Source organism: Paenibacillus sp. RU5M (genome assembly GCF_900221055.1).
Lineage (GTDB): Bacteria > Bacillota > Bacilli > Paenibacillales > Paenibacillaceae > Paenibacillus > Paenibacillus marchantiae.
The window spans coordinates 134085-159559 of sequence record NZ_OBQM01000012.1 but is presented as its reverse complement, the minus strand read 5'-3'; the positions used below and the strand labels follow the sequence as shown (position 1 = coordinate 159559).

Here is a 25475-nt window from a genome sequence, read left to right as displayed (position 1 = left end):
TATACCGAATAGTGACTCATTTGAAATTCAGTATAGATATGTAAGGGGTTTCAATATAAAATAGGACTTCAATGTGTATCTTTACTTTAATCCGGGACAGGGTGAAGCAATGAAATTTACAGTATTCTCAAAAACAGTCATGCTGCTGGTCTGCTTGCTGGTACCCATCTTGCTGCTCTATACCTACGCGAATCAGGCGAACGTGGACATGATCGTCGAGGAGAAGCAACAGTCCAGCTTGAACCAGTTCAACTATTTTAGCTCTCAGGTGGATAAAAATATTGAACAGCTCTCGCTTTATGGGCTGACTTTACTGCGTGATCCAAGCATTCTACACTATCGTTACATGACAGAATCGACCAGCCAATATGAGAAAAACAGCATCTATCTCGATATTCTCGACAAATTGTCACTATACCAGTCCACCAGCCGCTGGAAGAACGATATTACCATTGTTCTGCCTCAGGCAGAGCTGGTCCTATCCACCATGTCCAACCGGACGGTCTTCAATGAGAAGATGTTAAACTTTCCACAGCCAGGCCGATGGCAGTTGAACGAAGGCAGCTTCACTTATTTCTTTACGGATAACTACGAGTGGAATGAAAAACCTGTGACCACGGATGTACGAACGGTGATGGAGATTGATTTTGACCCGATGAACATTGTTGCCATGCTGGATGATTTCAAGGAGGCCCAGGGAGGAGATCCCTTTCTTCTCGTCCCTGGCAACGAGCCTCTGTTAAATCGGAGTGCGGACCCCGAGCTCGTGGAAGCGGTGATGCGGGACATGCCATTAACCGAATTGGATAGTGAAGGCAACCATCAGCTGGAGGTGGGGGGCAAGCAGTACTTGGTCAGTTATGTGCTCTCCAAACAACTAAACGGAATCTATGTTAACCCGGTTGTACTGGATGATTTGCTTACGCCGATGGACAAGAGCCGAAATATGTTTATAACCTCGATTTTGCTGCTGCTCGTGCTCAGTATTGGCGCTGCCCTGTTGTTATACCGAAAGGTACAGGTGCCGATACAACGTCTGATGAGAGGATTGCAGCAGATTCGCAAAGGACAGCTGTCCACACGAATTCCGGTCGATCACTCCCGGGATGAATTCGCTTATCTGACGCAGAGCTTCAATCACATGGCCGAGCAGATTCAGGAGCTGATCGAAAAGGTATACGAGGAACGCATTCGCTCGCGGGAAGCGACGTTGAAGCATCTGCAATCACAGATCAATCCTCATTTCCTGTATAATTGTCTGTTTTATATTAAAAATATGACGCAGCTGGGCAACCGCGAAGCGGTTATTGCCATGTCGCTCAGCCTGGGAGATTACTATCGCTACATCACACGTGATGAGAACGATATGACGACCGTGGAAGAGGAAATCCGGTTGTTGGACAATTATTTGTCCATCCAACAGATGCGCACCAACCGTTTGTCGTATGAGATCGCTGTACCGCAAGAACTGATGCAGCAGCACATTCCGAGGCTGCTGATCCAGCCTATTGTGGAGAATGCAGTCATTCACGGCATTGAACCGATGGAGGGTAGCGGTCACATCGTAGTTACAGGTATGGCAGCACAAGAGCAAATCGATGGAAGGGAATACACACGATACAGTCTGTTTGTCGATAACGACGGTGTTACTTTGACGTCGGAAGAGATTGCTAGTCTTGAGCGAGAAATCAATGAACCGATGGGTGAAGAAATAGGCACGGGTACCTGGAATGTACACCAGCGGCTCGTTACACGATATGGTCATTCTTCAGGGCTTCATTTTGGAGTGATCCCTTATGGGGGTCTCAGTGTGGAAATACGATGGTTTGAGGAGGAATATCCTAATGATGAATCTAATGGTCGTGGATGATGAACATTCAGCGGTGGAATCGATTGCAGCCTCCATACCGTGGAGAGAACATGGGATTGGGCACGTATATAAGGCGTACTCGGTGAAAGAGGCATTGCAGCAAATGTCCGCACATCAGGTCCATATTATCATCACCGATATTCGTATGCCGGGCTTGTCTGGTCTGGATTTGGTGAGTCATATTCGTCAAAAGTGGGAGCGGACCAAATGTATCATTTTATCTGGACATGCATCCTTTGATTATGCGAAGCAGGCACTCCGTCATGGAACAGTGAGTTATCTGCTGAAACCAGTGCGGGATGAGGAGTTGATTGAAGCCGTGCAGCAGGCCTCCGTCCAGATTCGGCTGGAGGGAGAGAAACAGTTGATGCACCAGCGCGCCATGTATTCGGTGAGAGAACATTTACCGGAGAAGCGGGCGGGATTAATGAAGGATGTGCTGCTTGGACATAAATTTGTAGAGAGCGAACTTGTGGAGAAGCTGGAGCAATTCGAGATTGGATTCCGTCCCCAGGACAAAATGCAGCTGCTGCTTATCCGCTATGATGACCCACAGCCAACAAACAAGGCATTCCGTTTAATGAAATACGCCATCTCTAACGTCGTGGAAGAAATCTTTGGCAGCAGCTATCATCTCTGCCATACGGACGATGCGTATGATGATCTCGTTTTCATGGCAAGTCCGAAACAGGCACAGTCTGAACCGGAACTGCTGATGGGGCGGCTCGGAGAACGGCTGCTTCACAGTGTGAAGCAGTATTTAAACGCGACGATTTCACTATCAGTCAGCCGGATAGGCCGTTTTCCAGAGCAAGTTCCGCAGCTTTACCATCAAGCTGTAAGTGCCTTGCGCAAGCAGGCGGAAGCAGGCAAAGGTCTGCATCTCAATGCGGCTGCCGGCTCCCATGGATCAACATTGAAATCACTTGCGGCACTTTATGAGCCACCCGGACTGACCGCACTGCTGGAAGCAGGACGGATGGAGGACGCCAATCGCAAGATTGATGCGATTTTTGCCGAGTTATCGGATAGTGTGTTCCCGGAGCATGTCTATGTTGCTTTTCACTATCTCGCAGCCGCGTTCTCCTACATGGCTCATCGGGAGGGCAGACAGTTGTCCGATGTCCTTGGTGAGCAGTATCAGCAACTGTTGAAGGACGGCTACGGCGTGTCACTTCGGAGTCTGGAAGCATGGACCCGGAGCGTGATGGAACAATGGGCTCTAAGCACAACCGATACGGGCCAGGAAAGTGGATCGAACATGATCAGACAGGTCCAGCAATGGATTGACCACCATCTGGGAGAAGATCTTTCCTTGCAAGTTATTGCGGGGGAGGTTCATCTGCACCCGGTATATTTGTCCAAAATGTATAAACAATCGACGGGTGAAGGCATCAGTGATTACATTATCCGTTCCCGGATGGAACGTGCTGTTCACTTGTTGAAGCATACGGCTATGAAGATTTATGAAGTCGGTCAGGAAGTGGGATATAACAATACCCCTTATTTCATTCAAGTATTTCGTAAACATTATGGCCTGACCCCGCAGGATTTTCGGAACGGTTAACAAATCAATATGAACATTGAAATTGTGATATATGTTTGCTTCCCCGGCTGCACTATCCTTTTCATGTAAGGGTATTCAAAGTGATTGAGGAGGGGTTTCATGTATAGAAAAATGATGACTGCATTGCTTGCACTGACGATGGTTGCCGTAACGGCATGCAGTTCGGGGGCAAAGGAAGAACCATCCAAGGAAGCGGCTGCACCACTTGCGCTGCAAGACGGTAAGTATGAACCTGCGGTTCAGATGAGCTATTTGCGAGCCTGGAATGATGATACAAAGTTTAAGAACGGAGAAACTGCACAGAACAACGTGCACACCAAATGGGCCAAAGAACGTTTGGGCATCGACCTGACCACACCTTGGGCTGTATCCGTGACCAATGATGCTTTTTACACGAAGCTTCGTCTCTCCCTGTCGGCTAATGAAGAGCTGCCGGATATCGTCTCTATCCGTGGTGACTACAATCTGGTGCGTGAGTTGATTGAGTCCGGTAAATTCGCCGATGCAGGTGAACTGTTCGATAAGTATGCATCAGACACATGGAAAGGGGCTGCTGAATCCGCACCGGAAGAGTGGTACCCGTACATGTATGAAGGTAAACGGTATGGCGTCCCGATCTTTGACTATGCTTACAACGGAGACCCGGTAATGTTTATCCGTGAAGACTGGCTGAAGAAGCTTGGACTGGAAGAACCAAAAACGATCGATGAGCTCGTTACGGTGATGGATGCATTTACGAATCAGGATCCGGATGGTAACGGTAAGAAAGATACGTACGGTCTGACGGTCGGCATGAAAAATGCCCTCAATACCTGGATGACTGAATCTGGCTGGATCTTCGGAATGTATAACACGATGCCAGGACAGTGGAATCTGAATGCAGAAGGAACACTGGAATACGGCTCGGTTCAACCGGGTGTGAAAGAAGGACTTGCAACGATGAAAGACTGGTTGTCCAAAGGCTATCTGCCGAAGGAAGCCGGCGTATATGATGAGATTAAGGCGGCTGAATTGTTTACAGCAGGCAAAGCGGGAATCATTGTGGGACCGCACTGGATGCCGAACTGGCCGATCGATGATGTGAAGAAAAATGTGGACGGCGCTACCTACAAAGCAATTGCCCTTCCAACCGGACCGACTGGCGAGAGCCATCACCACGGTTCAGGTGCTAGCAACGGGGTCGTGTTGATCAACAAGGATATGGCAAACCCAGAAATATTCTTCACGTATCAAAATTATTTGTTTGATAACTTCGCTAATCCAGAAGTGGGTGGGGAGTTCGAACATGGCTTTGCCCAAGGATATGACTTTGATATTGTAGATGGCAAAGTGCTTGGTGAAGCTGATTTGAAAGACGGCGTATCCCCGCTGAAGTATACACTTACTTATGATGGTGCCCGTATTCCTAACCTGATGATGGATACGTTGGCAGAACTCGCTACAGGTAAGGAAGCAGAAACACCTTTCGAGAAAAATACGAAAATTGCCAACAAACCTGAAGTATTTGCTGCGGCTCAAGTCGTGGTAGCTCATAAGGATGATGCAATCAAGAACAAATTTACGGGTGCACCTACGGATACGATGAAGATGAAGAAAGATGCGCTCGACAAGCTGGAGAAAGATACGTTCAGCAAAATCATTTACGGTCAGGTTGGCATCGATGAATTCGACGCGTTCGTAACGAAGTGGAAATCCATGGGCGGCGATCAAATCACAACGGAAGTCAATGAATGGTTCAAAACAGTTAATTAATACCGTGAATGATTTACGAGATGAATCATACTAAAGTAATACAAGAAGGAAGAGGTATTTCGTGAATACACCGGATTTGGGCGGAAAGTCGCCTGAATCCGGTGTTTTTGTGTTGTATGCGGAATGCTTAGACATGTACGAAAGAGCTTATCCATTAATTTCTCTGCGTACAACCGTGCGTAAGACTTATTGTTTCGCAGATGCGTGAGAGAGTAAGATAATAGGTAATATACGAACATCAATACGTAATTTTTAGCATAGATGGTTTGAGGAATGATCTGATAAATGGGAAGGCGGTCGAAGCATGAGTACACTCTATGATCAGGCAATGGAAGAGATGATTGAGGTCATTGAAGAATGGTTTAGTGAACAGTTGAAGCGGGACGACCTGGAAAAGGCTGTGAAGCGAACAACGCTGCAAATGGGGATTTTTAATGATATTTTGCTGGATTACAGACCTGGACGGACTACAGTAGACAGTGTGGATCTTGGATTGGATGAGGGATTGAAATCGAAGAATCCCGGTCCCTTTACCGAGGAACAGGTACGAAATGAGATCCAGCCCAAGCTTGTAGAAGTGGTTCAAGAGAAATTGGACAAGCTGGCGGATACACCGTTGATCGACTATCGGTTTACCTTTCGCGGGAAATTTCCAACGACAGAAGGAAAGCTGCAAGTGACCATGCTCGAATATATCAACGAAGGGAAAAGGCAGCAGTTGCTTGAGCTCATTCATACATACGTAGACCATAAGCTGCTAAAAGGTTCATATCCAACAAAGCCGTTGGAATCCTTTTTTTTGACGCGTCACCTGCTTGATCCGAAATTGTTCCCTGAACCGGACGTTGCGTGGACTATAGCACAATATGATCGCATACAGGAGTTAAATAAAGGGCGTCAGGAAGCTCTGGCGGAGCATCGTGGTGATATTATTCGTGCGATAACGTCTTGGGCGGAGAATCATTTTTTGCCACGTTACTTTGATGTACAGCCTTCTGCATACAGCGCCAATGTATATACACTTAAGCCAGGTGCTTCTTTGGAGGAGGACCAGCCAAAGATTGAGCATGGGCAGCAGGTGGCACAGCCTATCGATCTGCTGCTGTATGCAGCCGTGATGATTCTTCGTTATGAGCCTAGTTACAGTAAACCGAAAGGCCTTACTTTCTTGGAACTGGCCAAACAATTGGGTAGTAGCCGTGCGGTTCGTATGATGACGGAAGGTAGCGGAACCTATGTCAAGGAAGATATTCATGTGAAAAATGAGCAGGTGGAATGCACAGCCAACGATGTGTTCTCGATCATTACCGTCATTATTTGCAAGGAAGAAGCAGCTGCCTACAAACAGGCCCTTGGTTTTATCACCCGTTTGCTGAAGCAGGGCTTCCCCAAAAGTTACAAGATCAAGCTCAAATCCAGCGTGAAGCAGTATCTGCCGATTAAAGGGCTTGCGAAGTCGGATACCCATCGATTTTTCGCAAACGCACTGGAGTACCCGGAGCTGCGTCCGCTACTTGAAGAGTATGCACGTGCAGCGATCGAAGAGTTCGAATTTTATGCGGATACAGAGGGTGAAAAGAACTGTATGCCAGGCAGTTATGCAACCTTCGGACTTGGATTAGCAGATGAGCGGTATTTCCCGTTGGTTGAATATTACATGGGTGAAGTGGATGATGAGCACCAGTTGGTACAGGATAAATTCACCGTTACCTTTGCTGAGACACATGGTGTAACGGCCAGTTCCATACCTGCATTAGTTACCTGCCTGCGTCGCTCTACGGATTCCTTGAAGCTGAAGATTCAGCCAGAGTTGGAGGATGAGGAGAAGCTTGAACTTCTGGTCCAATCGCTGCAAGGAATGGAAACCTATGAAGTGGAGCATGTGCTGTATCCGATCTGGGGCAAGGTAGAGAAGCTTGCAACGCTGGCACGCAAGGCTGAGGGAAGACGGAAAGAGCTGCTGTTAGAGCTGTTAAAGGCCGCAGGGAAATAAGGATATACCCGTGAGTGGCTTTTCAAGGTTGATGTGATGTATGAGGATACAAGTAAAGGTGGATGAGTATATGGGGCCATTGAATCGAGATGCATGGAAAGGGCTGTCTGCTCAGGAAAAAGAGGAACTGTTGCGTGGGATGGTCAGTTATTTTCCCACAGGTTTGAAGTATGAAGAAATGGAGACATTTGAACGATTCGGTCAGCGAATCGAGACAGGTGTATTTTCGTATGATGAGCAGAGATTTGTGTTTGTGCCTGGTGATCGGGTGACACTCGGCTGGGATCGCTGGCAGGATGGAATGAACGAAGAAACGTCAACCGATTTATTAGAGACGGTCAGTGAGTATGGTGTGGAAGACGTGGATTCTTTTTTAAGTAGCCAGATGTCTCCGGTCAGGGAAGTGCACATTGCTCCCATGCTGGTGGAGTGCAGCAACCATTCACTTGGCTGGATTGAAGTGACGGAAGCTGAAGCGATGGCGCAAGAGAGTTCCTATTTTGCAGAAGAGTTGGAGAAATTCAAGCTGTCTGATCTGAGTCAGTATGAACTGCATCAAGAGTTTCGTTTGGTTCGTCAAGGTGAGACAGTACAGATATTTTGGTTCAATGAAGATTTGACGTTGGAGTATTTCATCGAGGAAGAAGCAAAAGCGGGTTTTGGTTTGCTTACTGAAGATGAGTGGGAGTATCTGTACGGAGGGGGCTGCCGCACGTTATTTCCATGGGGAGACAGCTTCGACTACACGATGAAATTGAAGCATTTTGGAAGCCTCGAAGAGGTGGAGGGGATTGTCGATGAATCGGCAGAGTCGGACCCTTATCTAGTAGTCGAGAATGACCGTCCGTATGACTTGGAGCTGCCCAACTTTTTTGGTGTCCAGTTTGCTGGAGATCCCTATAACTATGAGCTCACGCTTGATGCGTCTGGAAACATGATGCCCAAAGGTGGCGACGGTGGCGCGATGATCTGCGGTGGTATGGGGCCAATGGTCGGCTTTCTGCCCGCTGCGGCCGTATACTATCGTGATGGTAGTGCAGGTGAGTTGGATTGGGAAGATATGATCGATTATATGAGATATCGGAGAGTGATTCGTTTAAACGAGTAGGCGTTGTGATCATATCCCAGACAAGAGGCAACAGCAATTTTAAACGAACCATCCTCGATCAGCTGAGGATATCCATAGTCGTTAGTGATATTAAGACAAAACACACATCAAATCTGCTTTCATAGGAAGAGCAGAATGATGTGTGTTTTATATGTCGTTTATTTTAGTTCACTTTTTGCACAGATACAGCCATTTGCTCCAGCTGTGTGTGAGTCAATGCATTATTTGCCGAGCTAAGGGTTACATAGCGATCATCCAGTTTGAATGTCAGCATGTCGGTTTGATCCGGTGTATACCACTTAGCGGTAACGCCGTTGGGCAGTTTAACATTTTTGCCGTCATAGCTGAAGGAATAGTCTTTAGGCGACACAGTGACATTCATGTGATTGAAGACAAAGTTTACACCATCGCCGCCAGCAGCTACGTTTTTGAATGAATCTCCGGCAATCATGTATTGTGGTGCGTAAGCAGTCTCGAATCCTTGGAATTTCGCAAAGGCTTTGCGGATGGCGGCTGACTGTTCTTGGGTATATTTCACATCAGCGAAGCCCGTAATGCCCTGATCATTGCCTTGAACCTTTTGCACAGATACAGCCACTTGCTGCAACTGAGCCTGAGACAGCTTATGGTCAGGTGAGCTTATTGTGACATAACGATCATCCAGTTTGAACGTGAGCATATCCGTTTGATCGGGTGTGTACCATTTGGCTGTGACACCATTGGACAGTTTTACGTCTTTGCTATTGTAACCGTCCGAATAGTCTCTTGGAGACACATCCACTTTCATATGATTAAAAGTAAAGCTTACTCCATCGCCGCCAGCACCTACACTTTTGAACGTATCACCTGCAATCATCTGTTGAGGAGCGTATGCTGTCTCGAAGCCGTCGAACTGTGCAAACGCCTTTTGAATGGCTTCTTTTTGCGCTGCGCTATAGCTCACATTGCTCAATGTAGAAGGATTGCTTGTAGCTTCGCCGATGATCACCTGTCCTTTTTTACCGTCATACGATACAGGTACATGCAGCGCATCAGCAATGGCACGTACAGGCAGATAAGTTGAATTGTTGTAAGTGATTGGAGCCAGTTTCTTGCCATTGCCATCCGTTGGTGAGTATGCCGCACCGTCTACATTGAAGCTGATCCCATGATTGAGATATGCCGAGATTTTCTCCAGTTGTGTTCCTGCGAATACGCCCGTTGCTCCTGTTAATGTCATGCCCAGTACCATCATCGTTGCTGCGGATTTCTTGAAGTTTTTCTTCATGTGTATAACTCTCCTTTAGTTTATATAAGTTGATTTGGGGGATTTACACCTTACCACTCCGAGTGCAGTACCAACTTCCGATCGCTCTTATCCCCAGATTTTCTTGAATCCTTTTATAAGGGGGAAATCCGGGGATAAAGGCGAACGCTACGCTTCTTCAGATTGGCTCTGCCCTCTCCGTTATGGTGTAAAAGTCAGATTCAACTTATATATTTTGTTTTTTTAAATGGCTTGCTGTCCTTATGGCCTTATATTACCCGCTGAACATATCCAGAATAATTCTGAATTATCTCCAACTTGTAAACATGTGTAAGGATCTTGGCATTTGGAATTTGTTATTTACAGAGGAGAGCATTCACATTATAGATGTTGGAGAAGCAAGGAGAGAGAAGTGGGAGAGATTGTAGATGACTTTGAGCAGGGATACACGTAGGAAGGTAATTCTTTTAACAGGAAAAGTCTTTATGAACAAAAGCATTTGTGGGTGATACGTGGACTCTTGGCCATCATAAGAGAGAGGGGAATGGTTCGCCAAACCATCCCATATGTACAACGAAATTTTAAAATTACTCGAAAAGTTCAGACATGTACTTTGCTGAGAGTAAGCGCTATTCAGTTCACTAAATACAGGACGAAACCGCCTATGCCGAGAACGATGGCACCAACGTATACATAAGTAAGTTTGCTCAGATTTTGCTTGGTCCTGCGATCATATTCGGGGTTGCTGGTCTGATTCGCTTTCGAATTCCCGATGATCATGGTAGCAATTCCACCGAACAGGGCAATGCCAATAATTAAAATATAGGGCAGCAATGTCATGCGATGAACCTCCTTCATTGAAATCAATCGTTCTGTTCATTGTACTTCAAGTTTACCTTGGATGTAAGCTTTTTATTGATAAATTAAGGAAAATAAAGTCCTTCACTTACAGTATGTATGCAGTGCTGAATGGAGCGGATCACTATAATTTTAAATTTTTAAATTTGAGATAAACCTTGTTGTGGCGCTTATTTGCGGCTTTCCTGGACGGAGGCTGCAATTTTTTTTGCCCAGAGAGGTGATCCAGATTGAAGAACCCTGCGTTACACCCTATGAAGACGACGACGAGGAAACAAAGGATAAACAAAACTAACCGAGGAGTGAACACGTAATGAAAATGAAAATGAAGAAATTTATCGCACCCATGCTGAGCTTGACGTTATTAATGCCAGGAATCGCCGGGGCTGCTGCAGCACCACAGACACCAATGACTACAATGAAGGCAAGTGTTAATACACCTGCTGCTGACCTGAGAGCGAGCCTGGATCACCTGTTATCCGAACACTTTGCACTCGCAGTAATCGCAATGGCGAAGGCATATGACGGAGCAAAAGATGCAGACGCAGCTTACAAAGCACTCGACCAAAATGCATTGGATATGCAGCCGGCAATCGCTTCCCTTTACGGTGATGCAGGAGCCAAAGAATTCGAACGTATCTTCCGCGCTCATAACAAATATACAGATGATCTTGTGAAAGCAACTAAGATGGGTAACCAGGCTGGAATCAAACAGGCACAGAATAATATTAACGGTTTTGTAGAAGAATTCTCTACATTCCTCAGCACCGCAACGGAAGGCAAATTGCCAAAAGCGGCAGCCAAAAATGCTTTGAAAGTACATGAAGATCTCGTGCAAAAAGTATTTGATGAATATGTAGCAGGTGACTATACAGATGCATACAAAGCTTACCGTGAAGGTTTCAAAGAAATGTTCGACGTGAGTAAAGCACTTTCCACAGCAATCACAACACAAATGCCTGAGAAATTCGAGAACAGCAAAGCGGACACACCAGCAGCTGATCTGAGATCTGCACTGAACCACTTGGCTTCCGAGCACTTCGCTCTGTCGGCTCTGCAGATGCAAGAGCAATACGATGGCCGCACAGCAGCATCCAATGCACTGGTTACAGCTGAAGCTGGAAACACAGCGGATTTCAAAGCAGCGATCGCTTCCATTTACGGTAATGACGGTGCCAATGCGTTCGAGAAAATTTGGGTAACCAACCACGTGAATGCACAAAGCGACTATGTAACAGCTGTTAAAAATAATGATGCAGCGGCTCGTGCAGCTGTCGAGAAACGTATTGACGGATTCACAACGGAGTTCGCGACATTCCTGGATTCCGCAACAACGGGTAACTTGCCAAAAGCTGCCGGACAGCAAGCATTGACTACACATGAGAAGCAAGTACAACAAGTATTGGATCAGTACGCTGCGGCTAACTACGGAGGTTCGTACACGACCAACCGTGAAGGATTCAAAGTTATGTTTGGTGTAGGTCAAGCCTTGGGTAATGCAATTGTCACGCAATTCAATGATAAATTCCAAGAGCAACCCACTACACCGACAATGCCTGAAACAGAGACAACAACTGTATGGATGCAGGTGAACAGCAAAACGCTGAAAATCAATGACAAAACAACCAACATGGACACCACGCCAATGCTCTGGAAAAACACAACCTACATTCCATTGCGCTTCTTGAGCGAAGGAATTGGTGCAACCGTGAAATGGGATAAAAAAGCACAACAAGTAACTGTAATGGCTGGCAATGATACACTGAAGTTCTGGGTGAACAACAATGTTATGGAAGTGAACGGCATGAAGAAAAATGTGGGCGCAACAGTCTTTGTTAACAAAGATGGACGTACACAAGTGCCACTGCGTTTCATCGCTGAGCTTCTTGGCTGGGATGTAAAATGGGCGCAAAAAGATGGCTCCATCACACTGACTAAATCCATGTAATCACTATTTATAAAAAGAAGAACGAAAAAAGCTGCCCCATACGGCAGCTTTTTTCGTTTTCATTTCAGCGCCTTTACCTTCATCTTACTTGGTGAACCTGCAATCCAATCTGCATCACATGGACGCAAAAAGGCCACATCAAAATATTCAAAAATTTGGTATAATCGAGGGAGTCAGCAACCTCGCCTTAACGTATAATTGATCACGGTACGGTGGTGGACTGTACATAATCGGATTCACTAGCCCGTTGGAGTCATGTATGTTGTATTATTATTCGGTATGATCAAACAAGAAAAGGGGGTTGAAGCGGATGGACTCAGCTTCAAAGCCTGAGCGACGGGCAAAACATATTGATACCCGTCTGTTTATTGCCTGGGCCGTATCAGTCATTGCGACTGGAGGCAGCCTTTATTTTAGTGAGATTAAGGGATACATCCCCTGTGATCTGTGCTGGTTCCAACGGATCTTCATGTATCCGTTAACGATTTTACTTGGCATTGCCTACTTCAAGGATGACGCGGGAATTACCAAGTATGTTCTTCCCCTTAGTTTCATTGGAGGCGGAATCTCGTTATACCATGTAACGATTCAGCGTATTTACTCGGCTACGGGCAGTTCAGTGGCATGCGGACAAATTCCGTGTTATACCGATTACTTGAACTGGTTTGGTTTTATCACAATTCCGTTACTTGCACTGATCGCATTTATCATCATTATTGTTATGCTGTGGGGAATTGGCAAAACATCAAAATCTTCTTCATAAGAAAGGACAGATGATTGATGAGCGGACAAGTCCGTTGGTTCATGCCCTTCATCATTCTGATCCTCCTGACTGCGGGATGCTCCTATGAGGAGCAGTCCCAGTCTGGTGAGATGCCGGAGATGATCAAAGTACAGCTTGTGGTCCCTGACGATGCTCCTCTCCATAAGCCCGTTACCTTGCAGGTGAAGCTCACTCAGGGTGATGTACCGGTAAGCAATGCAGATCAAATTCAATTCCAGATCTGGAATGAGCTTGAGGATGCCCCAGCAGTCTCGCCTGAACTAGGAATGATGACAGAGGATAAGCTGGAGAAACAAGGCGCCTTGAAGGCAAGCGAGGTTGAGGATGGTCTGTATGAGGTGCAGTATACATTTGAGCAGGCAGGTACGTATGTGGTTCAGGTCCATGTGACACATGGGGCCATGCACAGTATGCCCAGAGCGAAGATCCAGGCGGAGTAAAGAGTAGGCGGTCGGGGGGATTGGTTCCGAACTGGAAATACGTATATAATCATTAAGATATGAAGAATGTTGTAGGAAAAGAGGTTGTTATGGCAACAATTCATGATGTTGCACTCAAAGCAGGCGTTTCCGTAACTACCGTCTCGCGTGTATTGAACAATCGGGGTTACATCAGTCAGAAGACCCGGGATAAAGTGTATCAGACCATGAACGAACTGAATTATCGTCCCAATGAAATTGCCCGTTCTCTGCTGCGCAAGCAGTCCAACGTCATCGGCTTGATTATTCCTGATGTGTCACATCCGTTTTTTGGTGAACTGGCAAATTATATCGAGTATCATGCATACCGGAACGGGTTAAAAATGATGCTGTGCAACTCACACATGGACCCTTCCAAAGAGCGAGAGTATGTGGAAATGCTCAAGGGTAACCGGGTCGACGGAATTATTATGGGGAGTCATACGCTCGAAGTGGATGAGTATATGAATCTGCATTCTCCCATCGTTACATTGGACCGGCAGATTGGTGCCGATATCCCATTTATTTCATCCGATAATTATCAGGGCGGAGTTATGGCGGCCGAATTGCTGCTCGCGAAGGGCAGACGGCACGTGGCGCATATCTGCGGCAATCTGGAACTGCAGATGCTGTCTAATCGCAGAACGACAGGCTTTACGGATACATTGGAGGCACATGGAATCAAGCCGGTCATAATCCATGAAACCGATCTGAATGTGTTCAGTCAGCATCAGTACACCGAGTTGGTCGGAAAACTGCTTGCTCAGCATCCCGAAGTGGATGGACTGTTCGTAACCAGTGATTTGATGGCCATTCATGCCTTGAAACAGATCGTGCTTCATGGCCGCAAAGTGCCCGAGGATATCGCAATTGTCGGTTATGACGACATCCAGGCGGCGGGGTATGCGATGCCAGGCATTACAACCATAAGACAGCCAATGGAGGCCATGGCTGAGCTTGCCGTCGAATTGATCCGAAGCCAGATCGCTGAGGAGGAAATCGGGATGGAGCATATTTTACCAGTCACACTGGTGGAGAGAGAGACGACCTGAACAAGGTCGTTTTTTGCATGCTTCTATTTTTCTATACACTGTAATGATCATTGTGCTTCTTCCAAAATACGTAATATAAGATGGTATAAATAGGGGAAGAAAAACTAGTTTATTTTTTATGTCAAACGATTGACATGTCAAACCTTTGACATTATAATCTGATTTGTAAGCGTTTCCTTTTATATTAATGAACGGGGGCCATGACAGATGAAAAGAGAGCAGAAATGGATGAAATTATCGGTATTATCTTTAATTATGGTTGTTATGTTATCCGCATGTGGCGGTGCGAAGACAGAAACAGGCTCGGGATCATCCTCATCGGACGGTGACGTCAAAATCACGCTTCTGAATTCCAAAGCGGAGATTAACACTCAGCTGGAACAGGCAGCCAAGGATTTTCAGGCCGAGAATCCCGGTATTACGCTGGAGATTGTGCCTGTAGGCAACGGTCAATCTCCATTTGAGAAAGCGTCTGCGCTGTATGCGTCCGGTAACCCGACAACGATGATGATGCTGGATACAGGGGATGTTGAGAAATTCAAGGATCGCGTTCTGGACCTCACTTCAGAGAAGTGGATGAAGGATGCCGTCGAGAATAGCACATCGGCTACCACATTTGATGGCAAAAATTATGCATTTCCTTTCTCCATTGAGGGATACGGTTTCATCTACAATCAGCAGGTGCTGGATCAGGCTGTAGGTGGCACATTTGATCCTGAATCCGTACAGACTACTGCTCAGCTTGAAGAACTATTCCAGAAGATTGCAGCCACAGGAAAATCGCCTTTGATTGTCTCTCCGATGGACTGGTCGCTCGGCGCCCACTACCTTGGGCTTGCATATGGTGGACAGTCTCCGGATCGTACGAAGGTCGATCAATTTATTAGTGATCTCAAGGCAGGGAAGGTTGATTTGGCTTCCAACACCGTCTTCAATGGTCTGATGGATACGTTTGATCTGATGAAGACCTATAACATCGACAAAGCGTCCCCTTTGTCCGGGACGTATGAGCGTGGACCCGAAGTGCTGGGAAAAGGAGAGGTGGGCATCTGGTTCCAGGGGAACTGGGCTTGGCCGCAAATTCACAGCTTTGATACAGCGGATGGAAAATACGGCTTCCTGCCGGTTCCTGTGAGCGACAATCCGGACGATTTTGGCAACACCCAAATTTCCGCTGCCGTATCCAAACGTATTCTGATCGACAAGGAAAAGAGCACACCAGCGCAGCAGGAAGCAGCGAAGAAATTCCTAGACTGGATTGTCTATGAGGCTAAAGGACAGGATTTCCTGGTGAATCAGGCGACCATCATTCCGGCATTCAGCAATATCACTCTTGAACCGGCTGATCCGCTCGGCAAGTCGATTGGGGATTACATTAAGGCAGGTAAAATCGAGGAATCAATGAGCACGCTTCCAGCCGATCATTGGTCCAAACTGGGTGCTTCCATGCAGAAATATTTGGCTGATGTAATTGACCGCAAAGGACTTGCCAAGGAAATTCAAGACTATTGGACCAAGGTAAAATAAATCCTACGTCAAAATAAACCAGAGTAGCACAGGGCACAGGCGAGGAACATCCTTACCTGCTGCCCTCCGGTCTTCTGGTGTTGCATACAGAGAATGGACGGTTGCTGGGGACAAGAGGTGGAGCGACGAGGGTTTTCGAACTACCATTCCCCTCTCCGGCCAACCGGCAGTCAATACAGTTGGACAGAGTGGAGGATGACAATGCTGACCGAAAAAGGATTATGGACCCGTCTGCGTACCCGACTGATTTTTACCGGACCGACGCTTTTTGCGTTCGCTACCGTCATGATTATTCCGTTTTTATACGGCATCTATTTGACGTTTACAAACTGGGATGGCATTGCTGTGGAGCAAAGTCTTGTGGGTTGGGACAACTATATCGGCGTGTTCAAGGACACCGTGTTCTGGACATCATTCGGGATGACGCTGGAATACGTATTTATTACGGTAGTACTAACGAATGCGGTTGCATTCCTGCTTGCCTACGCGGTAACACGGGGCATAAAGGCGCAGGGATGGTTCCGGGCGGGCTTCTTTCTGCCTAATCTCGTCGGTGGAATTGTGCTCGGCTTTATATGGCAGTTTATTTTTAATCAGGTGCTGGTATTTGCCGGACAGAAAATGAACATCCCGTTGTTCGCAGCCTCTTGGCTGTCAGACCCCGACAAAGCCTTCTGGGCCCTGATCGTCGTTACCGTATGGCAATATGCCGGGTATATGATGGTCATCTATATTGCTGGGCTGATGAATGTGCCCAAGGATGTGATGGAGGCAGCCAGTATTGACGGGGCAAGCAACCGCAAGATGCTCGCACGGATTGTATTGCCGCTGATGGTGCCGTCATTTATCGTGTGCGTGTTCCTGTCACTCCAGCGGGGCTTTATGGTCTATGATCTCAACGTCTCCCTAACCAGCGGCGGACCGTTCAAAAGCACGGAAATGGTGTCCATGCATGTGTATGAACAGGCCTTTCTGGCTCGTGATTACGGGCTTGGCCAAGCAGAGGCGTTTGTCCTGTTTATCCTGGTTGCCACCATTACACTGCTCCAGGTTTATTTCAGCAAAAAACTGGAGGTGGAGGCATAATGGCTGGACAATCTCGTATTTTTGGCTGGGCTAAGCTGCTTTCATTAATGGTAGCGCTGGTGTTGTTCATTTTTCCGTTTCTGCTGCTAATCACGAATTCATTCAAGGCCAATCAAGCCATTACATCGGACCCACTGGGTCTTCCAGCGTCCTTTCAATGGGATAACTACGTTAGCGCCTTTGATAAAATGGGATATATGTCAGCATTCGGGAATTCGTTGCTGATTACAGTGGCAGGTGTACTGCTGATCGCCCTGCTCGCAGCGATGACGGCTCATTATTTTGTACGGCATAACAGCAAGCTGAACCAATATCTTTTTTTCCTGATGGTAGCGGCCATGATTATTCCTTTTCAAGCCATTATGATTCCATTGGTGAAAATATACGGTTCACTCGGTCTGCTGGATAACAAATGGTCGCTCATTTATATGTACATCGGCTTTGGTAGTCCACTGGCTGTATTCATCTATCATGGCTTTATCAAGAGCATCCCACTGGAGTTGGAAGAAGCAGCATTAATGGACGGCTGCGGCAGAGTGCAGACCTTCTTTCGCATCGTATTGCCGGTGCTGCTGCCCACAAGTGTTACGATTGCCGTGTTGAACGTCCTGTGGATATGGAACGATTTCTTGCTTCCTTCTCTGGTACTGACTTCTTCCGAGCAGCGTACGCTCCCGTTATCCACCTTTTATTTCTATGGGACCTATACGGTCGATTACGGCCCATTGATGGCTGGTCTCGTGCTGACGCTGCTGCCTGTGCTGGTGGTGTATCTGTTCGCGCAAAAGTATATCATTCAGGGTGTGATGCAAGGGTCCATCAAATAATCGGCTTGAGGAAAATTGCAGTAGAGAGACAGGAGTGATAGACATATGAATCAGGAACTGGACGTAAAACAGGAACCAGAAACAGACCTCAAACACAAGTCAGATAACCCACTGCCGGATACACAGCATCAGACGCAGGAAAGCTATACACTTGACCGGGCTGATGCTTACATCAGGGAAAATCGGCAACATGTGAATCCAACCTATCGCCTGGCGTATCATTTGATGCCTGAAGTAGGCTGGATGAACGATCCGAACGGTTTTGTATACTACAGCGGAATGTACCACATGTTCTATCAGCATTATCCCTATGCCCCGGTATGGGGACCCATGCACTGGGGTCATGCCGTCAGTCATGATCTGATCACGTGGTCTTATCTTCCGGTCGCGCTCGCACCGGATCAGAGCTACGACAGCGGGGGATGTTTCTCTGGCAGCGCGATCGTTCAGGATGGCAAGCTGCTGCTCATGTACACGGGACATGTCGTGACGGGACCGGATAAGGATAACGATTACCGACAGACGCAGAATATTGCTGTATCGGGCAATGGGGTGGATTTTGTCAAAAGCGGCCTGAACCCGGTTATCCGTCTGGATCAGATTCCGGAACACACGAGTCCGAAGGACTTCCGTGATCCAAAGGTGTTTGAACGAAATGGGACATTCTATTGTGTATTGGGTTCCAATGATACGGAAGGCGGTGGCTTAATCCTTCTGTATCGTTCAACCAATCTGCTGCAGTGGAGCTATGTCAATGTACTCGCTCAAAGTGACGGCACACTCGGGGATAACTGGGAATGTCCCGATTTCTTTTCTCTCGGCGGCCGGGATATTCTGATCATGTCTCCGCAGCGAATGCCAGCCCAGATGGACAACTATCGCAATTTGCACTCCACCGTTTACATGATTGGCGCACTGGATGAATCGCGGGGCGTACTGGAATATGAGCAATATCATCCGCTGGATTACGGGTTTGATTTTTATGCGCCGCAGACAACGGATGATGAGCAAGGACGTCGCATCATGGTGGCATGGATGGAGACGTGGGAGATGGATATTCCAACTCAGAACGGTCACCAATGGGCAGGGGCGATGACGTTGCCTCGCCAGATCGTTCTAAAGGGGGAGCGATTGTTCTTCCTGCCAGTCCCGGAGCTGGAGCAATATCGTTCGAATGAGGTTGAACAACATGACATCCGCTTGGACGGCACACGGGACTTGGGGATGGAAGGAGATCAATACGAACTGTTTGCCGTCTTTGAAGCAGATCGGGCAGAGCAATTTGGATTGAAGCTGCGTACCGGCGAGGGAGAGGAGACGGTCATTGCCTATGATGTGCAGCAGTGTAGACTCCGTCTTAATCGGGATCATGCAGGAGCCGGGCCCGGAGGTGAACGTGCTGCTGAAGTGCAGCTGCATAACGGTAGACTGGAGCTGCGAATTTTTGTGGACGTCTCGTCGGTTGAAGTATTTATTCAAGGTGGAGAGAAGGTCATGACAGCTCGTATTTATCCAGGGCCGGAATCCACAGGGATCACAGCGTTTTCCTCAGGAGAGTGTACCTTGACTGAAGTTCGCAAGTGGGATCTGAAGGTATAGCATTTTTCGACCTCTGTAGAGATGCTTGCTTAAATTGTGTTAAAAAGAACTGTTAACGTGGACGTATTTGATCCCAAACAGTTCTTTTTGATTTGAACGAAAATGTTTAACTTATCGAAATTCAGATCAAAATATACCTTGACCTTGAAGTATACTTCAAGGTTTATCCTTGATGTATTACAACATGTTGGAGGTAAGAACGATGAGAATTTTGGAATGGATTTTGGTCATTGTGACGGTTATTAGCGCAGTCGTCATGTTGATGGCTCCCAAACGTCGGGCAGTGAAAGTGGGTACGTTGTCGGCATTGGCACTGGTTATTCTATTGCATGGGGTAATCGATCGTTTTCGTGTGCAGCTGTTGCCCACCTATATCGTAGCCCTTGTTTTACTGATTGTATTGGCGATTCAACTGTGGAAGTCCGGACGCAATATGCAGAACATACAAAAACCGAAACGTCGTTCGTGGTTCAAAACCATCTTGGCATCTATTCTGGTGCTGGCTCTCAGTGCAGGTTCAATGGTGCTAACGTCGCTTTTCCCTGCATTCACGATGCCTGAACCGACAGGTTCATTCGCCATAGGCACCTATTCGCAGCAGTTAACGGATGAATCTCGGGAAGAGACCAAGACGGCTGAAGCGGGTGATAAGCGAGAACTTATGATTAATGTCTGGTATCCTGTAGATCAGGAAACAGCCAAAGGATTACCGCTAGAGCATTATCCTGCCGAGTTGGGAGAGGCGATCAGTCTCGTATTTGGCATTCCACCGGTGGTGTTCAGTTATCTTGATACGATTCCCACGCATGTGGTCAAAGGCGCTGAGGTGTCTGCCGCACAGAGCAAGTATCCAGTATTGCTGTTTTCACCTGGAATACGCTCTGCACGCTTTCAAAGTATGACCGCGATTGAGGAACTGGTAAGCCACGGCTACATTGTTGTTGGGATCGACCATCCGTATACCTCAGCTCAAGTGACATTCCCGGATGGACATGTTGCTTCTTATGAGCCGGATCCTGAAGATCTAACGTCAGAGGAAGTGTATCAACATAATATAGAAGGTGTTGGCATTCGTGCAGCTGACGCAAGCTTTGTACTGGATACGCTCACCCAGTGGAATAAACATGATCCGAATCAACTGCTCGAAGGCAAGCTTGATCTGGATCATGTCGGTATCTTTGGTCACTCTTATGGTGGTGCGACAACAGCGGAAGCACTAGCGCAGGATAGCCGTTTCAAAGCAGGACTCAGTTTGGAAGGCGGATTCTGGGGGAGCGTATCCACTACAGCCTTGAAACAGCCGTTTATGTATATCATGTCAGGTGGAACAGCCAAAAGTTTTGACCCGAACGCCACTGCCAAGGATAAAGTGTTTTATCCCGAGTTTGAAACGGATTTGGATCGGGTGATGACAAGCAGTCTCAATGATACGTATTACTTGACCGTGGATCATTTCTTCCATCAGAGTTTCACGGATATTCCGTTAATTTCACCTAAACTGTTTGCCAAAGGCATAACACCAGAGCATAATGTGGACATTACAAGATCATATACATTGGCCTTCTTTGACCGTTACTTGAAGGGAGAAGAGCAGCAGCCTTTGCTGGAAGGGTCGTCAGACCGTTTTCCCGAGGCCACTTATGATAACAAGTATACCAAGCTGCGGAGCAATCAGGCGGAATAACTCGGAGATGGATGGAGGAGTAGCATGAAAACCATGACAAGAGGAGAGTTAGCCAAACGTACGGGTGTGAGCATGGCAACGCTCCGGTACTACGAGGACAGTGGAATTCTGCCTGCTCCCCGTCGTTCGTCCAACGGATATCGTGTGTATACCGAGGATTATCTGGTTAAGGTCAAATTCATTAAGGATGCTCAATCGCTGGGTTATTCTTTAAAAGAAATACAGGATACGTTACAGCTGCTTAGTCAAGAGGACATGGAGAGTGAAGCACTTAAAACACTTGTACGTGACCGAATTGAAGAGATTCAGTCGCATATCGATAACCTGCAGCAGATGCAGACACTTCTTGCCGGGTTGCTCCTGACGCCAGAGCATGATATTCACAATTACATTGAATCTTTCCGGATCAACAAGGAAGATGGCAATTCATAAGATAACCCTTTAATCAATAAACACCTTCATAGATCATCCCTGACGCGTTTGGCGTGAGAGATATCTTTGAAGGTGTCTTTTATGTTTCCGGCTCTGCATAACGATTCAAGCAATTCAAAACAGGCCTGCTTCGCGCAGGAAATGGTGCACAATTTCTGTCTGGTATTTGATCCGGTCTGATCGGTTCAGACTCCAGCAAGTCTCTACGGTAACCGAGCGAGCTTGAAGCAGGCGAGCTGCGGCTGTTCGTGCTGAACCGGGCAACTCGTGCTGCTTCAAATTGAAGTACCTGTCACGAATGGGGATCGAACGATTCATTCGCCCTATAATTCGTTTGCATACCGGAACAGCCTTGCTGCCCGGATTGGTAATCAAGGTTTGTCCCAGTACCCGTGAGCTGCGTTGGGATAATCCATTGGCTTCATGTAGGTCCAGCCACCAGGCAGGTCCATATTGACGGGCAAGCCGAAAAACAGCGGAAGCAAGCGGATGTTTGGCTTTGCCAGAAATATGCCGTGGGAAGGTGCGATTTAAATCAGGTTTTCCTCGGCTGTTGTTTCGATAAGCCTTTTGATTCACTCGTGGAATAATAATGAGGAGTCCACGAGCCACGTGTCGCCGCCCTGCCATGCAATCATTAGCCAGCTTCTGCGCAGCGGCCATGCTCGCGGTTTCATTTCCGTGAATGCCCGATGTAATCATGATGACGGGTCCGGGCTTCGTGCCTCGAACGAGGTAATAGGGAGTGGCGTGTGCACTGGATGCAGCAAGTGTGTGTTTGGTAACAAGCATGACACTTCACCTCCGCTATTACAGTACGTCATGTCCTTCCCGCATGTAACGGCATTTGAACAGGCCCTCATCCAGTTCTGAATAAAATAGGCCAGTCAGTACACTCGATGAATAATATCCTCGAAATCCGGTTCTTTCATCTCGACATCCTCAATCTCGCCCCATTGTTCGAGCTGCTTCAGAATGTCCATCGTGCTCCACTCTTTTCGATTTACCTCGACAGTGACGATCTTGCCCTCTGCCCCTGTGATCTGAATGGCGGTTGATATAGCATCCGGGATATGATACGAACCGCGATACGTCACTCGAATAATCGTTGGCAGACCGATGGTGTCGCGCAGAGAGGGAATCGAGCCGTCATACGTAAGTTGACCGTGATTGATCACCATCACCCGACTGCATAGCTGTTCAATGTCGTCCATATCATGGGTGGTCAGCAAAATCGTTTTGCCAAACTCCTCATTTAATGTACGAAGAAATTGACGAATGTTCCGCTTTGCGTTCACATCCAGTCCAATCGTCGGTTCATCGAGAAAAAGCAGTTCCGGGTCATGCAGCATGGAAGCTGCCAGATCGGCACGCATCCGCTGTCCAAGCGAGAGCTTGCGGACAGGCGTAGCCCAGAACGATTCCAGATCCAGCAGCTCGGCGAACTGGGCTAATCGTTTCGTTTTGTCCTCGGCATGGACTCCGTACATTTCGGCCAAAATATCATACGAATCCTTCACGGGCAGATCCCACCAGAGCTGGCTGCGCTGTCCGAACACAACACCGAGGCGTCCAACCGTGCGACGTCTTTCCTGGTGTGGATTCATACCACCGAGCAACACCTCACCCGAGGTCGGATGAAGGATACCCGTCAGCATTTTGATCGTGGTGGATTTTCCAGCCCCATTGGGGCCGATATATCCAACAAATTCTCCTTTGCCAATATCAAAGCTAATGTCTCGAACCGCTTCCTTGGACAGATACTCACGTGAAAACAAGGTGCGAAGCCCGGAGAACCGGCCCTCGCGAACCACAGGGGTTTTGAATTCCTTTTGCAGATGCCGCGCTGTAATCATAGTCATGACGATATTCTCCTCCTTAGCTACCTGTACTTTGATATTTGGTTAAACCGAATTTCCAGAAACGCAGACTTGCGGCCAGACTCAGGAAGGCTACAACAATAATGGCACCAAGAACCCACGCACCTAGTTCGCCGCGAAGCAAATAAAGTGACGGAACATAGTTAACGAAACCCACCGGGATTACGGTCAGCAGAATGCCAGACATCCATTTGGGATACAACGTCAGCGGATATTGGGCAGCCGTACGCGCCGCATCCTCGGTGATCGTCTGCAATTCCTCAATGCGTGTGGTCCAGAATCCAAGCGTTGCCGTGGCAAGCCCAATCGAAAAAAGAATGATGGCACCGGTCAAGATGACGAGCAGTGAGAAGGGGATGACAGTCCAGCTGATCTGTCCGCTATGCATCATGCCTGCCAGAGACCAACAGAGAATAAAACCGCCTTGTAACACTTCACCAGCCATGATCCGGAAATTTTGTGGCAGTAAGGCCAGCAACACTGGCATCGGACGGGTTAACAGTTGATCGAGTTCGCCGCCGACCAGATACTTTTCCAGATGATGCACTTCGTTGCCAAACGTTCGATACAGTGTCTTGGATAGGGTCATGATCGCGAAGAGGTAACCAATTTCATGAAGGGACCAGCCTTTAATGGCTCCGAATTTGTGCAGCACCAGAGCAACCATCAGAAACTCGGAGATTTGAATCAATGCGGCCAGAACGGAGGCCATGACAAAATTGAACTTGTATTGCATCCGACTGCGGATGCTTGTTCGAATGAGCATTTTATATAAAGTGAGCCAGGAAGTTGTTTTCATCCGCCCTGCACCTCCACTTTACGGCGCAATACCTGGGTGATCGCCAGACAGACGAATGTCATGAGGACGCACCAAATCAAGGTTCCCCATAACAAGGAGCCATTTTCATAACCCAGATAGATTCGGGTCGGGACATAGAGCAGGAAAGGATAGGGAGATAACCAGGCAATTCGTTCAAGCCAGTCTGGCAGCCATTCCAGCGGAATGAAGAAACCAGCAAGCAGATTCATCATGGCGTGATTGCCCCAATGCAGCCAGGAGGACTCCGTAGTCCACATCGCGGTGGCGCCAATAATGTAATTCATACAGATGGATAAATAGGATGCGCCGGCAAGACCAATTGCGGCAAATAACAGGGTTGAAGCTTCTGAGGGCCATTGCAGAGAAAATACGATGGAGAAGAGTAGGTAAATTGGAATGCTTTTGTACACGAACTGGTAGGCAATCTGCCCCCATTCACGTGCCATCAGGTGGGTGAACAGATGAACCGGCCTCATGAGATCAAGCGCGATCTGCCCTGTCCTGACCGTGAGTGGAATACCAAGTCCATTGGTGAGAAAACCCGAGATCCAGAGAGAGGATTGCGTAAACGCAATGTAACTGATCATCCCCTGTGTCCCGTATTCTCCGAGAGAATGATCGGCCCCGATGCCAATCCAGAGACAGGCATACATGTAACCGAACATGGCGCTTGCCAGGTTATGTACCATGTGGGCCCCGCGGTATTGCAGGTTCCGGGAGTAGGCTTTGGAAGCCAGAGTGAAATAAAGCATGTGACACCTCCGATAAGTTGGTTGAACGGCGGTTCCGTTCACTTCAGTCAAGGCGAAAAAGAGAGAAGGACAACAGCATACCAATATATTCCTTCACAGGCAAGACATTTTTTTGGCATATACCGGAAGAAATGAGGCTGTTCAACAATGCGCCACAAGACAGTGGTTTGTCCGTTCCTTTATAATTGGGGGGCAACGACGCAAACGTTTACAATATGAACTATTCAAATTT

Annotated in this window: 21 protein-coding genes; 15 read left to right on the top strand and 6 right to left on the bottom strand. The window is 47.4% G+C overall.

Features of this window, described 5'->3' with window-relative positions; translation table 11 throughout:
* Positions 1-109: 109 nt before the first annotated feature.
* The 5 genes from CRO25_RS27405 to CRO25_RS27385 all read left to right on the top strand — a co-directional run bounded on the left by CRO25_RS27405 (position 110) and on the right by CRO25_RS27385 (position 8290).
* Entirely contained in the window at positions 110-1870 is a 1761-nt protein-coding gene (locus tag CRO25_RS27405; RefSeq protein WP_063567086.1) for a sensor histidine kinase, read from the top strand.
* The gene (locus CRO25_RS27400; protein ID WP_179132277.1) at positions 1845-3437 is read left to right on the top strand and encodes a response regulator; all 1593 of its coding nucleotides are present in this window, start codon (positions 1845-1847) and stop codon (positions 3435-3437) included. The genes CRO25_RS27405 and CRO25_RS27400 overlap by 26 nt, the downstream gene beginning before the upstream one ends.
* A gap of 99 nt (positions 3438-3536) precedes the next feature.
* Positions 3537-5189, top strand: a complete 1653-nt coding sequence (locus CRO25_RS27395) for an extracellular solute-binding protein (protein ID WP_063567088.1) — start codon at positions 3537-3539, stop codon at positions 5187-5189.
* A gap of 304 nt (positions 5190-5493) precedes the next feature.
* Complete coding sequence (locus tag CRO25_RS27390; protein ID WP_079697134.1) at positions 5494-7182, top strand: DUF6138 family protein; 1689 nt, start codon at positions 5494-5496, stop codon at positions 7180-7182.
* A 40-nt stretch (positions 7183-7222) separates the two neighbouring features.
* Complete coding sequence (locus CRO25_RS27385; RefSeq protein ID WP_143806605.1) at positions 7223-8290, top strand: hypothetical protein; 1068 nt, start codon at positions 7223-7225, stop codon at positions 8288-8290.
* Positions 8291-8453: 163 nt separating this feature from the next.
* On the opposite strand, the gene CRO25_RS27380 is transcribed toward CRO25_RS27385, so the two are convergent.
* Both CRO25_RS27380 and CRO25_RS27375 read right to left on the bottom strand, forming a co-directional pair.
* Complete coding sequence (locus tag CRO25_RS27380) at positions 8454-9557, bottom strand: stalk domain-containing protein (protein ID WP_079697132.1); 1104 nt, start codon at positions 9555-9557, stop codon at positions 8454-8456.
* Between the two features lie 612 nt (positions 9558-10169).
* Positions 10170-10376, bottom strand: coding sequence for a hypothetical protein (locus CRO25_RS27375; protein ID WP_063567093.1), 207 nt, complete (start codon positions 10374-10376; stop codon positions 10170-10172).
* Between the two features lie 331 nt (positions 10377-10707).
* Between CRO25_RS27375 and CRO25_RS27370 the strand changes: the two genes are divergently transcribed.
* The 10 genes from CRO25_RS27370 to CRO25_RS27325 all read left to right on the top strand — a co-directional run bounded on the left by CRO25_RS27370 (position 10708) and on the right by CRO25_RS27325 (position 21791).
* The gene (locus tag CRO25_RS27370) at positions 10708-12342 is read left to right on the top strand and encodes a copper amine oxidase N-terminal domain-containing protein (protein ID WP_306291828.1); all 1635 of its coding nucleotides are present in this window, start codon (positions 10708-10710) and stop codon (positions 12340-12342) included.
* Between the two features lie 310 nt (positions 12343-12652).
* Complete coding sequence (locus CRO25_RS27365; RefSeq protein WP_079697131.1) at positions 12653-13105, top strand: disulfide oxidoreductase; 453 nt, start codon at positions 12653-12655, stop codon at positions 13103-13105.
* A gap of 17 nt (positions 13106-13122) precedes the next feature.
* Positions 13123-13566, top strand: coding sequence for a FixH family protein (locus tag CRO25_RS27360; RefSeq protein ID WP_079697130.1), 444 nt, complete (start codon positions 13123-13125; stop codon positions 13564-13566).
* An 89-nt stretch (positions 13567-13655) separates the two neighbouring features.
* Positions 13656-14636, top strand: coding sequence for a LacI family DNA-binding transcriptional regulator (locus tag CRO25_RS27355; RefSeq protein WP_079697129.1), 981 nt, complete (start codon positions 13656-13658; stop codon positions 14634-14636).
* Positions 14637-14843: 207 nt separating this feature from the next.
* A complete protein-coding gene (locus CRO25_RS27350; protein ID WP_218670791.1) occupies positions 14844-16163 on the top strand; it encodes an ABC transporter substrate-binding protein in 1320 nt (439 codons plus the stop codon).
* Positions 16164-16364: 201 nt separating this feature from the next.
* Positions 16365-17249 (top strand): carbohydrate ABC transporter permease, encoded by an 885-nt coding sequence (locus CRO25_RS27345; protein WP_079697128.1) that lies wholly within the window; start codon positions 16365-16367, stop codon positions 17247-17249.
* Complete coding sequence (locus CRO25_RS27340; RefSeq protein WP_079697127.1) at positions 17249-18076, top strand: carbohydrate ABC transporter permease; 828 nt, start codon at positions 17249-17251, stop codon at positions 18074-18076. Before CRO25_RS27345 ends, CRO25_RS27340 begins: the two co-directional genes overlap by 1 nt.
* A 45-nt stretch (positions 18077-18121) precedes the next feature.
* A complete protein-coding gene (locus CRO25_RS27335) occupies positions 18122-19675 on the top strand; it encodes a glycoside hydrolase family 32 protein (protein WP_079697126.1) in 1554 nt (517 codons plus the stop codon).
* 202 nt (positions 19676-19877) lie between these two features.
* Positions 19878-21359, top strand: a complete 1482-nt coding sequence (locus CRO25_RS27330) for a lipase (RefSeq protein WP_079697125.1) — start codon at positions 19878-19880, stop codon at positions 21357-21359.
* A 24-nt stretch (positions 21360-21383) separates the two neighbouring features.
* The gene (locus CRO25_RS27325) at positions 21384-21791 is read left to right on the top strand and encodes a MerR family transcriptional regulator (RefSeq protein ID WP_063567097.1); all 408 of its coding nucleotides are present in this window, start codon (positions 21384-21386) and stop codon (positions 21789-21791) included.
* 114 nt (positions 21792-21905) lie between these two features.
* Here the strand turns inward: CRO25_RS27325 and CRO25_RS27320 are convergent, their stop codons facing one another.
* The 4 genes from CRO25_RS27320 to CRO25_RS27305 all read right to left on the bottom strand — a co-directional run bounded on the left by CRO25_RS27320 (position 21906) and on the right by CRO25_RS27305 (position 25243).
* The gene (locus CRO25_RS27320; RefSeq protein ID WP_079697124.1) at positions 21906-22583 is read right to left on the bottom strand and encodes a succinylglutamate desuccinylase/aspartoacylase family protein; all 678 of its coding nucleotides are present in this window, start codon (positions 22581-22583) and stop codon (positions 21906-21908) included.
* Between the two features lie 95 nt (positions 22584-22678).
* A complete protein-coding gene (locus CRO25_RS27315; protein WP_079697158.1) occupies positions 22679-23647 on the bottom strand; it encodes an ATP-binding cassette domain-containing protein in 969 nt (322 codons plus the stop codon).
* Between the two features lie 22 nt (positions 23648-23669).
* Positions 23670-24470, bottom strand: a complete 801-nt coding sequence (locus tag CRO25_RS27310) for an ABC transporter permease (protein WP_079697123.1) — start codon at positions 24468-24470, stop codon at positions 23670-23672.
* Complete coding sequence (locus CRO25_RS27305) at positions 24467-25243, bottom strand: ABC-2 family transporter protein (protein ID WP_024631448.1); 777 nt, start codon at positions 25241-25243, stop codon at positions 24467-24469. The genes CRO25_RS27310 and CRO25_RS27305 overlap by 4 nt, the downstream gene beginning before the upstream one ends.
* Between the last annotated feature and the right edge of the window lie 232 nt (positions 25244-25475).

What these genes read in the sequence shown, in the direction of transcription:
- CRO25_RS27360 (WP_079697130.1), top strand. Translation starts at nt 13,123, where the DNA reads ATGAGCGGACAAGTCCGTTGGTTCATGCCCTTCATCATTCTGATCCTC.
- CRO25_RS27310 (WP_079697123.1), bottom strand. Translation starts at nt 24,470, where the DNA reads ATGAAAACAACTTCCTGGCTCACTTTATATAAAATGCTCATTCGAACA.
- CRO25_RS27340 (WP_079697127.1), top strand. Translation starts at nt 17,249, where the DNA reads ATGGCTGGACAATCTCGTATTTTTGGCTGGGCTAAGCTGCTTTCATTA.
- CRO25_RS27385 (WP_143806605.1), top strand. Translation starts at nt 7,223, where the DNA reads ATGAGGATACAAGTAAAGGTGGATGAGTATATGGGGCCATTGAATCGA.
- CRO25_RS27325 (WP_063567097.1), top strand. Translation starts at nt 21,384, where the DNA reads ATGAAAACCATGACAAGAGGAGAGTTAGCCAAACGTACGGGTGTGAGC.
- CRO25_RS27345 (WP_079697128.1), top strand. Translation starts at nt 16,365, where the DNA reads ATGCTGACCGAAAAAGGATTATGGACCCGTCTGCGTACCCGACTGATT.
- CRO25_RS27400 (WP_179132277.1), top strand. Translation starts at nt 1,845, where the DNA reads ATGATGAATCTAATGGTCGTGGATGATGAACATTCAGCGGTGGAATCG.
- CRO25_RS27350 (WP_218670791.1), top strand. Translation starts at nt 14,844, where the DNA reads ATGAAAAGAGAGCAGAAATGGATGAAATTATCGGTATTATCTTTAATT.
- CRO25_RS27330 (WP_079697125.1), top strand. Translation starts at nt 19,878, where the DNA reads ATGAGAATTTTGGAATGGATTTTGGTCATTGTGACGGTTATTAGCGCA.
- CRO25_RS27395 (WP_063567088.1), top strand. Translation starts at nt 3,537, where the DNA reads ATGTATAGAAAAATGATGACTGCATTGCTTGCACTGACGATGGTTGCC.
- CRO25_RS27305 (WP_024631448.1), bottom strand. Translation starts at nt 25,243, where the DNA reads ATGCTTTATTTCACTCTGGCTTCCAAAGCCTACTCCCGGAACCTGCAA.
- CRO25_RS27390 (WP_079697134.1), top strand. Translation starts at nt 5,494, where the DNA reads ATGAGTACACTCTATGATCAGGCAATGGAAGAGATGATTGAGGTCATT.
- CRO25_RS27315 (WP_079697158.1), bottom strand. Translation starts at nt 23,647, where the DNA reads ATGATTACAGCGCGGCATCTGCAAAAGGAATTCAAAACCCCTGTGGTT.
- CRO25_RS27375 (WP_063567093.1), bottom strand. Translation starts at nt 10,376, where the DNA reads ATGACATTGCTGCCCTATATTTTAATTATTGGCATTGCCCTGTTCGGT.
- CRO25_RS27380 (WP_079697132.1), bottom strand. Translation starts at nt 9,557, where the DNA reads ATGAAGAAAAACTTCAAGAAATCCGCAGCAACGATGATGGTACTGGGC.
- CRO25_RS27405 (WP_063567086.1), top strand. Translation starts at nt 110, where the DNA reads ATGAAATTTACAGTATTCTCAAAAACAGTCATGCTGCTGGTCTGCTTG.
- CRO25_RS27320 (WP_079697124.1), bottom strand. Translation starts at nt 22,583, where the DNA reads ATGCTTGTTACCAAACACACACTTGCTGCATCCAGTGCACACGCCACT.
- CRO25_RS27365 (WP_079697131.1), top strand. Translation starts at nt 12,653, where the DNA reads ATGGACTCAGCTTCAAAGCCTGAGCGACGGGCAAAACATATTGATACC.
- CRO25_RS27370 (WP_306291828.1), top strand. Translation starts at nt 10,708, where the DNA reads ATGAAAATGAAAATGAAGAAATTTATCGCACCCATGCTGAGCTTGACG.
- CRO25_RS27335 (WP_079697126.1), top strand. Translation starts at nt 18,122, where the DNA reads ATGAATCAGGAACTGGACGTAAAACAGGAACCAGAAACAGACCTCAAA.
- CRO25_RS27355 (WP_079697129.1), top strand. Translation starts at nt 13,656, where the DNA reads ATGGCAACAATTCATGATGTTGCACTCAAAGCAGGCGTTTCCGTAACT.